General features: G+C 72.0%; 14 protein-coding genes. 8 read left to right on the top strand and 6 right to left on the bottom strand.

From position 1 onward, the window contains the following. From ABT367_RS37800 to ssuE, 4 genes are all read left to right on the top strand, one after another. Positions 1-712 (top strand): LLM class flavin-dependent oxidoreductase (locus tag ABT367_RS37800; protein ID WP_352258058.1); only part of this gene is annotated, 712 nt, incomplete at its 5' end. Then, positions 709-2,082, top strand: coding sequence for an NtaA/DmoA family FMN-dependent monooxygenase (locus ABT367_RS37805; RefSeq protein WP_352258059.1), 1,374 nt, complete (start codon positions 709-711; stop codon positions 2,080-2,082). The genes ABT367_RS37800 and ABT367_RS37805, both read left to right, overlap by 4 nt. Then, positions 2,079-3,170 (top strand): LLM class flavin-dependent oxidoreductase, encoded by a 1,092-nt coding sequence (locus ABT367_RS37810; RefSeq protein WP_352258061.1) that lies wholly within the window; start codon positions 2,079-2,081, stop codon positions 3,168-3,170. The genes ABT367_RS37805 and ABT367_RS37810 overlap by 4 nt, the downstream gene beginning before the upstream one ends. 21 nt (positions 3,171-3,191) lie before the next feature. After that, positions 3,192-3,749, top strand: a complete 558-nt coding sequence (gene ssuE / locus ABT367_RS37815; protein WP_352258063.1) for an NADPH-dependent FMN reductase — start codon at positions 3,192-3,194, stop codon at positions 3,747-3,749. Positions 3,750-3,833: 84 nt separating this feature from the next. Here the strand turns inward: ssuE and ABT367_RS37820 are convergent, their stop codons facing one another. The 4 genes from ABT367_RS37820 to ABT367_RS37835 form a co-directional block, all read right to left on the bottom strand. Then, positions 3,834-4,607 (bottom strand): ABC transporter permease subunit, encoded by a 774-nt coding sequence (locus tag ABT367_RS37820; RefSeq protein WP_352258065.1) that lies wholly within the window; start codon positions 4,605-4,607, stop codon positions 3,834-3,836. Next, positions 4,604-5,533, bottom strand: coding sequence for an ATP-binding cassette domain-containing protein (locus ABT367_RS37825; RefSeq protein ID WP_352258067.1), 930 nt, complete (start codon positions 5,531-5,533; stop codon positions 4,604-4,606). Before ABT367_RS37825 ends, ABT367_RS37820 begins: the two co-directional genes overlap by 4 nt. Before the next feature lie 86 nt (positions 5,534-5,619). After that, entirely contained in the window at positions 5,620-6,288 is a 669-nt protein-coding gene (locus ABT367_RS37830; protein WP_352258069.1) for a response regulator transcription factor, read from the bottom strand. Between the two features lie 23 nt (positions 6,289-6,311). Further along, positions 6,312-7,625, bottom strand: coding sequence for a sensor histidine kinase (locus ABT367_RS37835; protein WP_352258071.1), 1,314 nt, complete (start codon positions 7,623-7,625; stop codon positions 6,312-6,314). Between the two features lie 181 nt (positions 7,626-7,806). On the opposite strand from ABT367_RS37835, the gene ABT367_RS37840 reads away from it, so the two are divergent. Next, on the top strand, positions 7,807-8,157 hold the full coding sequence (locus ABT367_RS37840) for an ArsR/SmtB family transcription factor (RefSeq protein WP_352258073.1): 351 nt from the start codon (positions 7,807-7,809) through the stop codon (positions 8,155-8,157). Then, positions 8,154-8,411 (top strand): hypothetical protein, encoded by a 258-nt coding sequence (locus tag ABT367_RS37845; RefSeq protein ID WP_352258075.1) that lies wholly within the window; start codon positions 8,154-8,156, stop codon positions 8,409-8,411. The genes ABT367_RS37840 and ABT367_RS37845 overlap by 4 nt, the downstream gene beginning before the upstream one ends. Positions 8,412-8,470: 59 nt before the next feature. Here the strand turns inward: ABT367_RS37845 and ABT367_RS37850 are convergent, their stop codons facing one another. Together ABT367_RS37850 and ABT367_RS37855 are read right to left on the bottom strand one after the other, a co-directional pair. Next, positions 8,471-9,382, bottom strand: coding sequence for a M56 family metallopeptidase (locus ABT367_RS37850; protein ID WP_352258077.1), 912 nt, complete (start codon positions 9,380-9,382; stop codon positions 8,471-8,473). Then, entirely contained in the window at positions 9,379-9,783 is a 405-nt protein-coding gene (locus tag ABT367_RS37855; protein ID WP_352258079.1) for a BlaI/MecI/CopY family transcriptional regulator, read from the bottom strand. Before ABT367_RS37855 ends, ABT367_RS37850 begins: the two co-directional genes overlap by 4 nt. A 181-nt stretch (positions 9,784-9,964) precedes the next feature. On the opposite strand from ABT367_RS37855, the gene ccsB reads away from it, so the two are divergent. Then, complete coding sequence (ccsB, locus tag ABT367_RS37860) at positions 9,965-11,002, top strand: c-type cytochrome biogenesis protein CcsB (RefSeq protein ID WP_352258081.1); 1,038 nt, start codon at positions 9,965-9,967, stop codon at positions 11,000-11,002. Positions 11,003-11,006: 4 nt separating this feature from the next. Then, positions 11,007-11,790 (top strand): MFS transporter (locus tag ABT367_RS37865; RefSeq protein WP_352258082.1); only part of this gene is annotated, 784 nt, incomplete at its 3' end.

The following is an 11,790-nucleotide window of genomic DNA, read 5'->3' on the forward strand; positions in this document are numbered from 1 at the left end:
CTACAACCTGGACAAGCAGCCCGAGCACGCGGCCCGATACCACCGCGCACGGGAGTTCATGCAGGTCGCCGCCCGGCTGTGGGACAGCTGGGAGGACGACGCGGAGATACGGGACGCCGCCACCGGGCGCTTCGTGGACCGCGCCCGGCTGCACTACGTCGACTTCGAAGGCCCGCACTTCTCCGTACGCGGACCGTCCATCGTCCCCCGCCCGCCCCAGGGCCGCCCGCCCGTCGTCGTCGCGCTCGCCGTGCACGATCCGTACGGGCGAAGGGAGTTGGCGGCGCGGCACGCCGACGTGGTCCTCCTGGAGGCGGCCGACATCGGCGCCGCCCGGCTCGCGCGGGAGGCGCTCCTGGAACGGGTGGCCGAGGCAGGGCGCGATCCCCAGGGGATACGGGTGCTCCTGCGCGTCACCGTCGACCTCTGCGCCGGGGGCCTGGCGGCCGCCGAGCCGGCCGTCGGGCCGCGCTTCACCGGCGCCGCCACGGCGCTCGCCCCGCTGCTCGCCGAGTGGCACACCGCGAGTGGCTTGGACGGCTTCCATCTCGTGCCCACCGCCGTCGTGACCGAACTGCCGCTCCTGGTGCACGGCCTCGTCCCCCGGCTGCGCGAAGCCGGGCTGTTCCGGGCCGGCTACACCGGGCACACCCTGCGCGACCACCTCGGCCTGACCCGGCCGGCGAGCCGCTATGCGGAGGCCGTCCGATGACCACCGAACGAACGACCGCGCCGAGCAGGCAGGTTCATCGCCCCGACCGGACCACCGCTCAGCCGAGGCAGGTTCATCTCGCCGCGCACTTCCCCGGCGTCAACAACACCACCGTGTGGACGGATCCCGACTCGGGCAGCCAGATCGACTTCTCCTCGTTCCGGCATCTCGCGCGCACGGCGGAGCGCGGCAGGTTCGACTTCCTGTTCCTGGCCGAGGGGCTGCGGCTGCGGGAACGCAAGGGGCTGATCCACGACCTGGACGTCGTCGGCCGCCCCGACTCCCTGACCGTCCTGAACGCGGTGGCCGCGGTGACCGAGCGCCTGGGCCTGGCCGCCACCGTGAACGCCACCTTCAACGAACCGTACGAACTCGCCCGCCGTTTCTCCTCGTTGGACCACCTCTCGGGCGGGCGCGCGGCATGGAACGTGGTCACCACCTCGGATGCCTTCACCGGCGAGAACTTCCGGCGCGGCGGCTATCTGGACCGCGCCGACCGGTATCGCCGTGCCGAGGAGTTCGTCGAGGTGGCCCGTGCCCTGTGGGACGCGTGGCCGCCCGGCCGCTCCCCGCGCACCGTGCGGCACAGCGGCCCGCAGTTCGACCTCGCGGCGCGCCCCGCCCTGCCGCACTCGCCGCAGCAGCACCCTGTCCTGATCCAGGCCGGGGACTCCGACGAGGGACGCGAGTTCGCCGCCCGCAGCGCCGACGTCGTCTTCAGCCGCCACGGGAGTCTCGAGGCGGGCCGCGCGTTCCACACCGACGTCAAACGGCGCCTGGCCCGCTACGGACGCCGGCCCGAGGATCTGTTGATCCTGCCTGCGGCCACGTTCGTGCTCGGTTACACGGACGCCGAGGCGCAGGAGCGCGCTGCGCTGATCCGCCGTCAGCAGGTGAGCCCGGCGACCGCGCTCGCGTTCCTGGAGAACGTCTGGGGCCGCGATCTGTCCGGATACGACCCGGACGGTCCGCTGCCCGGCGTCGACCCGGTGCCGGACAGCGAGCTGGTCCAGGGCTGGGCCCAGGCGGGCGACCGCTTCGGCATCGCGGCGCGCTGGCGGGCCCATGCCGAGGAGAAGCACCTGTCCATACGGGAGTTGGCGATCGAGCAGACCGCCCGGCAGTCCTTCGTCGGCACCGCGGAGTCCGTGGCCGCGGCCATCGACGCCCACGTACAGGCCGAGGCCGCCGACGGCTTCATCCTGGTGCCGCACCTGACGCCGGGCGGTCTGGACGAGTTCGTCGACCGGGTCGTACCGCTGCTCCAGGAGCGCGGCGTGTTCCGCGCCGACTACGCGGGCACCACCCTGCGCGACCATCTGGGCCTGGCCCGCCCCGGATCCGTACGCGAGGAAGGGGCCGCGTCATGAAGTTCCTGGCCATCACCCTGATCGTGCACACACCGCACCCGGCGACGGGGGCGGTGCGGTCCACGACCGAGCGCTTCCGTGAAGTCCTCGACAATGCCGTGCTGGCCGAGGAGTTGGGCTTCGACGGCTTCGGGGTCGGGGAGCGGCACGAGTGGCCGTTCCTGTCCTCCGCTCCCCCGGTCGTCCTCAGCCATATCGCCGCACTCACCTCGCGGATCCGGCTGTTCACGGCGGTCACCACGCTGAGCCTGCTCGACCCGGTGCGCGCCTACGAGGACTACGCCACCTTGGACCATCTGTCCGGCGGCCGCCTCGAGTTGATCATCGGAAAGGGCAACGGGGCGGCCCAGCGCGAGCTGTTCCAGGTGACGCCCGAGGACCAGTGGGCCCGCAACGCGGAGAGCTACGAGGTGTTCCGGCGCATCTGGCGCGAGGACAAGGTGAGCGCCGTGACGCGCTTCCGGCCCGGCCTGAAGGACGCCGAGGTGTGGCCCCGGCCGCTGCAGCGTCCGGTCCGCGTCTGGCACGGCAGCGCGACGAGCAAGGAGTCCGTGGAGCTCGCCGCCCGCTACGGGGATCCCTTGTTCTCGGCGAACGTCACCCACCCCATCGAGCCGTACGCGGAGTTGATCCGCCACTACCGCGAGCGCTGGCGGCACCACGGCCACGACCCGGCCGGGATCACGGTCGGCGCGGGGACCGCGGGCGTGTACGTGGCGCGTACGTCGCAGGAGGCGGTGGCCGCGTACCGCCCCGTGTTCGAGGGGAACCTCGCGCTCCAGAAGAGCCTGGGCCCGGAGCCGGTCTTCGCCACCCTCGAGGATTTCGTCGAGCGGAGCTCGGCACTAGTCGGCAGTCCCGAGCAGGTCATCGACAAAGTGCACCGCTACCACGAGCAGTTCGGGCACACGGTGCTGCATCTGCACGCGGACGCCGGCGGGTTGACCCGGACGCAGCACCACGACTCGCTCGCCCTCTTCCAGTCCGAGGTCGCCCCGGTGCTGCGGCGCGACATCCCCGACCCGCCGTTCCCGTGGGGCCCGGTGCTCCACGCTCCCGCTCCCGCCGCCACTCCCCTGGCGCGCTGACCCACCGAGAAAGGTCCTGTCATGGCCACCATCCTGTCCGTCTCCGGAAGCCCCTCCGCCACCTCCCGTACCGCCAGGCTCCTTCGCCACCTGGACGAACGGCTCGCCTCGCAGGGACACGAGGTGATCCCCCTGGACGTGCGCACCCTCCCGCCCGAGGCCCTGCTGCACGCCGACTTCGCACACCCGGCGATCGTCGAGGCCACGGCCCTGTTCGGGCGGGCCGACGGCGTGGTGATCGGCACCCCCGTCTACAAGGCCGCCTACTCCGGCCTGCTGAAGTCCCTCCTCGACCTGCTCCCGCAGTACGCCCTCAAGGACAAGACCGTGCTGCCGCTCGCCACCGGCGGCACCACCTCGCACGTCCTCGCCATCGACTACGCCCTGCGCCCGGTCCTGGCCTCCATGGGCCCCGCCCACATCACACCCGGCTGGTTCGTCCTCGACCGGCACATCGAACTGCGGCCGGACGGCGCGGTCGTGGTGGAACAGGCACCTCGGGAGGCACTTGAACAGGTCACCGACCAGTTCTCGCGCGCGCTCGGCGGCCGTACGACGGTGCTTGCGGCCACCGGTTGAGCGGCTCGGAGATGCCACGCTCGCCGCCGAGGTCCCCGCAGTCCCCGAGGTCCCCTGGGCGCCGCGGCGGGAGGGGACGCCCGCTCACACATCGCGCCGGCGCAGCACTCCCGCGGCGGCGAGTACGAGGACCGCCGTGTAACCGGCGACGAGGAGCAGTGACGGCCAGGCGCCCAGGCTGCCGACCGCTTGCGCCGACGCGTCCGAGGTCTGCATCAGCTTCTCCAGGGCCGCCGTCGGCGACAGTCCCGCGACCCAGCGCTGGGCGTCGCCGAACAGCGGCCCGAAGAGGGAGGGCAGGAGCAGCAGGCCGATCACCGTGGTGACGGCGCCCGCCGAGTGGCGTACGAGCGTGCCGACCGCGAGTCCGAGCAGCGAGGCCACGGCGAACGAGGCCGCGATGCCGAACAGCGCGGGCAGCGGCTCGCCCTGGGCGTACTTTCCGTCCTCGAGCAGGGCGTCGCCCACGAGGTAGGCGAGCGTGCAGGAGACGAGAGCGAGCACGGACATCAGTCCCGCGACCAGCGTGCCCTTGGCGGCGAGCACCGTGCCGCGGCGCGGGTTCGCGGCGAACGTGGTGCGGATCGTGCCGCTGCTGTACTCGCCGCTGATCACCAGCGCCCCCACCACCGCGGCCAGCATCTGCGCGGTGACGGACATGGTGAGGCTGCCGCCGAGGACTGTGTCGTCGGGCTGGAGACTTCCGGTCAGGGCCACGAACACGGCGCCGAAGACCGGAAGTACAGCAGTGAGGGCCGTCGTCCAGACCGTCGAGCGGACACTGCGGAACTTGATCCACTCGTATGCCAGTGCCTGCCGGAAGCCGGCCCGTGCTCCGGTGAGTGCGGAGGTGGTCATCGCAAGGCCTCCTCGGACTGCCCGGTGGTGCGGTACTCGGCGGAGTCCTGGGACAGGGCCGTGTACACCTCCTCCAACGAGGAGTGGGTGGAGGTGAGTTGGTGGATCGCGAGGCCGTGCTCATGCGCCAGGTCGCCGATGGCCCGGGCGTCGGGACCGTCGACCCGCCAGTCACCCCGTGGGTCCATCCGTACGCGGGCGCCCTTGGCTTCGAGCAGGACGCGCAGCTTCTCCGGCTCGGGGGTGCGCACGAGCGTATGGGCACGGGAGTTGGTCTCGATGAACGCGCGTACCGTGGTGTCCGCGAGCAGCCTGCCCCGGCCGATCACGATCAGATGGTCCGCCGTCAGCTCCATCTCGCTCATCAGGTGCGAGGAGAGAAGGACCGTACGGCCGTCCGCGGCAAGGGACTTCATCAGGTCCCGGATCCAGCGGATGCCCTCGGTGTCCAGGCCGTTGACCGGCTCGTCGAGGATCAGCACCTGAGGGTCGCCGATCAACGCGGCAGCGATACCGAGCCGTTGGCCCATACCGAGCGAGAAACCCTTGGTGCGTTTACGGGCCGTCGCGGGCGGCAGGCCGACCATCTCCAGGACTTCGTCGACCCGGCGGCGCGGCAGCCCGTTGCTCGCCGCAAGCCCCGCCAGGTGCTGATACGCGGTCCGCCCGCCGTGCACACCCTTCGCGTCGAGCAGCGAGCCGACGGTCCGCAAGGGGGCGGCGAGTTCGCCGTAGCGCTTGCCGCCGACGGTGACCCGGCCGCCGCTCGGGGCGTCGAGCCCGAGGATCAGCCGCATCGTGGTGGACTTCCCGGCGCCGTTCGGCCCGAGGAAGCCGGTCACCTTGCCGGGCCGGACCGTGAAGGACAGCCGGTCGACGGCCGTCTTGTCGCCGTAGCGTTTGGTGAGTTCCGTTGCCTCGATCATGCTCCCGACGCTACGGAGCGGGGCGAATCCGGACATCCATCACCGGGAGTCGGCCGCTACTCCCTCGGGAGTAGCCCACTCCACCCCTATCGCTCGCCCGCCCTCACCAGCCCCGTCTCGTACGCGATGACCACCAGCTGGGCACGGTCGCGCGCCCCGAGTTTGGTCATGGCACGGCTGACGTGTGTCTTCGCGGTCAGCGGACTCATGATCAGCTCCTTGCCGATCTCCTCGTTGCCGAGCCCGGCCGCGACCAGGGCCATCACCTCGCGTTCACGGTCGGTGAGCGGGGCGAGCAGCTCGGCTCCCTGCGCTTCGGGGGCCTTGAGCCGGGCGAACTCCTCGACGACGGAGCGTGTGACGGCGGGCGCGAGCAGGCTCCCTCCGGCGGCCACCGTGCGGATCGCCTCGCGCAGGTCGTCCGGCTCGATGTCCTTGAGCAGGAAGCCCGCGGCGCCGTGCCGCAGCGCCTCGAAGACGTAGGAGTCGATCTGATAGGTGGTCAGCATGATCACGCGGACGCCGTCCAGGGTGCGGTCGGCCGCGATACGGCGGGTGGCCTCGATGCCGTCGATGCCGGGCATGCGGATGTCCATGAGCACGACGTCGGGACGGGTGGTGCGCACGGCCTCCACCGCTTTGATCCCGTCCGCCGCCTCGGCGACCACCACCAGGTCATCGGTCAGATCGAGCAGGGCGCGGAAGCCCGCGCGGACGACGGTCTGGTCGTCCGCGAGCACCACACGCACGGTCATGACTCTCTCCTCCCGGCCGGTCATCACTCTCTCCTCCCGGCCGGCACCCGGGGGCCGACCGGCAGTTCGGCCCGGACCCTGAACCCGCCGCCGGCGACGGGCCCGTACTCGATGGTGCCGCCCGCGGCAACCGCCCGCTCCCGCATGCCGATCAGACCGAAACCACCACCGGCATCGGAACCCGCCGCCGTACCGATGCCACCCTCCGGGAAAGCACCGGGCGGCGCGGACACACCGTCGTCCACGACCTCCACGACCATCCGTTCGCCCTCGACACGCACCGACACCGCCGCGTGCCGGGCGCCCGCGTGCTTGACCACATTGGTCAGGGACTCCTGCACGATCCGGTACGCGGCCAGCTCGGCCATCGGCGACACGGCTGCCCCTGCCACGCCCTGTACCTGCCCTTGTTCCCGTTCGTGCTCCTGCCCCTGGCCCTGGCCCTGCTCCTGCTCCGGCCCCTGCTCCTGCTCCTGCTCCTGCCGCAGCGCGATCTCCGCTCCGCTCCCCCGGAACCTCTCGACCAGCTCCGCAAGCCGGGCCAGACCAGGCGCCGGCTCACGGGGCTCACCGTCCTGCGACCGCAGCACGCTCACCGTGGCCGTCAGTTCCCGTACGGCCTCCTTGCCCGACTCGCGCACCTGCCGCATCGCCCGCCGCGAGATCTCCGGCCTGGCGTCCAGCGCGTCGAGGGCGACCCCTGCCTGGACGGTCATCGCGGTCACGGTGTGGGCGACGATGTCGTGCAGCTCGCGGGCGATGCGCACCCGCTCCTCGCGCACCCGGCGCGCCGCCTCCAGCTCGCGGTCCTCCTCCGCACGCGCCGCCCTGGCCGCGTACTCGACCATCAACTGCCGTCTCGTACGGACCACTTCACCGAGCAGCAGCGGTACGAGCGGCCAGATCATCTCCAGGAGCGGCAGTCCCTGCGGGTTCACCACGTCATGACCGACCCGCAGGGCGACCGCGCCGGAGACGACAGAGGCCACCAGACCGGTCCACAGGGTGCGCCGCCGGCTGCCGAGGACGGCCACCGTGTACAGGGCGACGATCACGGGGAGGTTCAGGAGCTCCCCGATGTGCCCGTACAGCGCCCAGCCCGCGCAGGCCGCACCGGTGACGGCGACGACCGGCACCGGCCATCTGCGCCGCCACACCAGCGCCCCGAGAGAGACGGCGAGCAGCAGCCAGGTGAACCAGTCCGCCTGCCGGTATCCGGGGTCGTTGACCGCCGCGTCGGACGCGGTGAACAGGGCGACCACGGCCACCACGGAGAGGTCCACGGCGAGCGGCGGCAGCGCCCGCAGCCGGGCCGCCCAGCGGTCGATGGTCTTCACGTCCCTCACGGTATGGGGGTGAATGCCCCGGCGCATACGCCACCGGGAGTACCTCGCCGGGGCGACCCTGAGACAACCCTGAGAACCCCCCAACCTTCCCCGACATGTGTCAGCTTCCTTGGACAGGTGCCGGGTGCGGCGGCGAACGTAGAAGAGTCCGCATGCGAGTGAAGGGATCGGCATGACACACAGCCCGGTCCCCACAGGGGACGAGTTGCTGAAGATCCTCTCAGCGCTCGGCAATCCGCATCGTCTGCGGATCGTCGCGGCCCTCGCAGGCGGCCGCAACTACGTCAGCGCCCTGGCCCGGGACATCGGGATCGGCCGCCCGCTGCTGCATATGCATCTGCAGCGCCTCGAGGCGGCCGGACTGATCACCGGATCCCTGGAGCTGTCGGCGAGCGGCAAGGCGATGAAGTTCTACGAGCTGACCCCGTTCTCGTACGCCCTGACCCCCGAGGTCGTGGCGGCGGCCGCGCAGACGCTCACCGAGCAGGGGAAGAAGACGGCAGTGAAGGAGCAGGCGAAATGAACGGTGAGGACTGGGCGGGAGTGGTCGGGGCCGGTGGCGTCTTCCTCTTTCTGATCGTGATCGTGTGGCAGATCGCCGCGACCTGGCGGGCCCGCATGCTGGCCGCCCGCGAGGAGCACTACAAGCAGATGGCGCTGAAGTACCAGCAACTGCTCGAGGACAACGTGGAGATACAGCGCCGCACCGTCGAGGAGCTCACCCAGGCCCGGATCTCGGTCGCCTCGATGGAGAAGATGATGCGCGAGATCGAGTGACGGCACCGACGCCATGACCGCGGCGCAGGCAGCCGAGCACTCCGGAACGGCCGAGCGCCCTAGAACGGAAGCACGAACAGACTCAGCGGGGTCGACACGAGCGTGCCGCCGACCGCGAGTGCGGCGGCACTGACCGACGCCGTGAAGGGCCTCGGCCGCCGCGCCGCACTGAGCCGGGCCGTCCGTGTGGCCACCGCTTCGTCCGCGACTCCGAACCCGCCGGCCGGCGTGGGGAACGTGGCGGGCGCCGCCGCGAAGTGCGTCAGGGCCGCCGCGAGGTCGGTGCCCGGCAGTCGGCGTCGGCAGGTGTCATCGGCGCTCATTTCCAGGAGCAGGCGTACGGCCCCGATCGCCGTCTCCAGAAGGGAGTTGGCGGGCAGGAGGCGGCGCCACGACTCGAACGGCAGCAGCACCAGGTCGTGGCGGTGGCGCAGATGGGCACGTTCATGGGCGAGCACCGTCGCCAGGTGCGCGGGGTCCAGGAGCGCGAGGGCGCCGGTGGTCACCACGATCCGGCCGTCGGCGCCGGGCAGACAGTAGGCCGCGGGCGCCGGGTGGTCGAGGACATGGACGCCGGGCAGCGAGCTGTCCGTACGGGCGACGAGGTCGAGCAGATGGCGGTGGCGCCGGCGGCGCGCCCGGGTGCGGTGGACCGTGACGGCGAGCGCGCCGCCGCGGGTCGCCAGATAGAGCGCCGCAAGTCCCGTGAAGACCACGGCGGTTGGGCCGAGTGCGCCGGCGCCGGGTCCGGCGAGCAGGCGGGCGAGCCCGGGCAGCGTTCCCTGGTTCTCTGGGGCGAAGACCATCGCCGTGAGCAGCCCGAGCGCGGAGAGCTCGAAGGTGACGCCGACGGCCTGCCAGAGCAGGAGCGCCGTACGGGGCATCGCATGCGTCCAGCGGGCGCGCGCCAAGGGCCGTACGACGGCCAGGCAGCACAGGAGGACGGCCGCGAAGTGCAGGATGTGACTCATGGGCGGGCGTCCGAGTCGCCGTCATCTCCCGAGCGCCCTGCCTCTCGGCCCGGTGACCCGTCGTTCAGGGCCCGTCGCAGCGCCGCCGCCTCTGGCTCCGACATCGAGCGCGCGAAGTGGACCAGGACGGCCTCCGGGTCGCCGGCCTGTCCGAGGATGTCCCGCATCAGGCTGCTGACATAGGACTCCCGGCTGGCCGCGGGCGTGTACTGCCAGGAGCGCCCGGTGCGTTCGCGCCGTGCCGTGCCCTTGCGCGCAAGCCGCTCGAGGACGGTGATCACGGTCGTGTAGGCGAGGTCCTCGTCCGGCAGGGCGCGCAGCACGTCCTTGGCCGTGCACGGCCTGCCCGCGCCCCACAGCACATCCATGACCGTGCGTTCCAGTTCGCCCGAGCGCCGCATCCGTACCCCTTCCGGTTCCCGGCCGCCGTCTGCCGCGGCTCACTCTACCCGTCGTAGAACGAGCCTCCGGAACCCTGCTACTGTGCGGCCAGTCCGCTCTACGGGACGTAGAACAACCTTCTGTTCTACGTCCCGTAGAACAACGCTCGGTGAGCAGCGAGAGCAGAAAGCAGGAACAGCCATGACAGGCGATACGAGCACCGGCCTGGCGCAGGTCGGCTACGCGCTGACCTTCTCGGCACTGGTGGTGTACGTCCTCGCCCTGGTCGCCCACTGCGCCGAGTGGGCCTTCGGGACCCGTAGCGGGACCGGTCGCGAAGCGGCCGCGGCGAGCGTCCGCCGGGACCGGGTGCCCACCTTGGCGGGAGCCGCCGCGGCAGGAGCGCCCGGCGCGCCCTGCCCGGGCGGGACCGGCTCCGTAAGCGGGACCGGCTCCGTAACAGGAAGCGCGCACCCGCGCCCCGGCTCCCCGCGCAGCGACCTCAGCGGACGCATCGGGGTCGCCCTCACCCTGCTCGGCTTCGCGCTGCACCTCACCGGCGTGGGCGTGCGCGGATTCGCCGCACAGCGGGTGCCGTTGGCCAATATGTACGAGTTCGCGAGCGCCGGCGTCCTCGCCGTGATCGGCACGTACCTCGCACTGCTGGCCCGCCACAGGGACCGCAGCCTCGGCCTGTTCGTGCTGCTGCCCGCCTCGCTCGGACTCGGCCTCGCGGTCACCGTCCTGTACGCCGAGGTCGACATGCTGGTGCCGGCGCTTCAGTCGTACTGGCTCGCCATCCATGTCTCCGCCGCGGTGCTGTGCACGGGCGCGTTCACCCTGGGCGCCATCGCTTCGGGGCTCTATCTCCTCCGCGTTCGTACGCAGGACGCCGGACCGGAGCCGGCGGCGTGGCGGCATGTGCCCGGCCCCGCCGCGCTCGACCGGCTCGCGCATCGCACGGCGGCGTTCGTCTTCCCGCTGTGGAGCTTCGCGATCGTCGCGGGGGCCATCTGGGCCGAGAGCGCCTGGGGCCGGTACTGGGGCTGGGACCCCAAGGAGACCTGGGCGTTCATCACCTGGGTGGTGTACGCCGCGTATCTGCACGCCCGTTCCACGGCGGGCTGGAAGGGCCGCCGCGCGGCCCGGGTCAACCTCCTCGGATACGGCTGCTTCCTGTTCAACTTCGTCGGCGTCAACGTCTTCCTGCCGGGCCTGCACTCCTACGCCGGAATCTGAACCGATGCGCCGCACCCCCCACGCACTCCTGTGCCTGACGGTGTTCACCGATCTGCTCGGCTTCACCGTCATGCTGCCCGTCCTGCCCCTGCACGCCGCCCGCCTCGGCGCCGAAGGAGCGCTCGTGGGCGTCCTGATGGCCGCCTACTCGCTCGCGCAGTGCGTGGCCGCGCCGGTGCTCGGCCGGCTCTCCGACCGGTACGGGCGCCGCCGGCTCCTGCTGCTCGCCCTCGCGGGTTCCACCGCAGCGCTCGCCCTGACCGCGATATCCACCGGCCTGTGGCCGCTGATCGCCGCCCGCGCCCTTGCCGGCTTCTGCGGTGGCAGCATCGGGGTCGCTTACGCGATGACCTCCGACAGCGTGCCGCCCGAGGAGCGCACCCGTGCGATGGGCCGCCTCGGGGCGGCGATCGCCGCCGCGTTCGTCCTGGGGCCGGCGCTGGGCGCCGCGGGCGGTGCGGGGCTGGGTTTCCACGAACTCGCCTGGGCGGCAACGGTGTTGGCCGGTCTCAACCTGCTGTGGGCAGCCGTCGCGCTGCCCGGGCGGCAGCCCGCAGGTGCGGCGCCGCGGCCGGCCGGCGCGCCGCTCGCCGCGCTCTCCGCGACGTCCACCCGCCCGGTGCTGCTCTGCGGTTTCCTCGCCACCTGCGCGTTCGCCGCCATGGAGGGGACGTACGCCCTGCTCGCCGACGACCGGCACGCAATGGGCAGTTGGGGCATCGGCTGGGCACTCGCGGCGGCCGGGCTCGTGATGGCGCTGGTCCAGGCGGGTCCGGTCGGCGCTCTGG

Origin of the sequence: Streptomyces mesophilus (assembly GCF_040300965.1) — a bacterium.
GTDB lineage: Bacteria > Actinomycetota > Actinomycetes > Streptomycetales > Streptomycetaceae > Streptomyces > Streptomyces mesophilus_A.

Coding starts and splice junctions, on each gene's coding strand:
- ABT367_RS37810 (WP_352258061.1), top strand. CDS start 2,079: ATGAAGTTCCTGGCCATCACCCTGATCGTGCACACACCGCACCCGGCG.
- ABT367_RS37845 (WP_352258075.1), top strand. CDS start 8,154: ATGAACGGTGAGGACTGGGCGGGAGTGGTCGGGGCCGGTGGCGTCTTC.
- ABT367_RS37850 (WP_352258077.1), bottom strand. CDS start 9,382: ATGAGTCACATCCTGCACTTCGCGGCCGTCCTCCTGTGCTGCCTGGCC.
- ABT367_RS37855 (WP_352258079.1), bottom strand. CDS start 9,783: ATGCGGCGCTCGGGCGAACTGGAACGCACGGTCATGGATGTGCTGTGG.
- ABT367_RS37840 (WP_352258073.1), top strand. CDS start 7,807: ATGACACACAGCCCGGTCCCCACAGGGGACGAGTTGCTGAAGATCCTC.
- ABT367_RS37820 (WP_352258065.1), bottom strand. CDS start 4,607: ATGACCACCTCCGCACTCACCGGAGCACGGGCCGGCTTCCGGCAGGCA.
- ssuE (WP_352258063.1), top strand. CDS start 3,192: ATGGCCACCATCCTGTCCGTCTCCGGAAGCCCCTCCGCCACCTCCCGT.
- ABT367_RS37830 (WP_352258069.1), bottom strand. CDS start 6,288: ATGACCGTGCGTGTGGTGCTCGCGGACGACCAGACCGTCGTCCGCGCG.
- ccsB (WP_352258081.1), top strand. CDS start 9,965: ATGACAGGCGATACGAGCACCGGCCTGGCGCAGGTCGGCTACGCGCTG.
- ABT367_RS37805 (WP_352258059.1), top strand. CDS start 709: ATGACCACCGAACGAACGACCGCGCCGAGCAGGCAGGTTCATCGCCCC.
- ABT367_RS37825 (WP_352258067.1), bottom strand. CDS start 5,533: ATGATCGAGGCAACGGAACTCACCAAACGCTACGGCGACAAGACGGCC.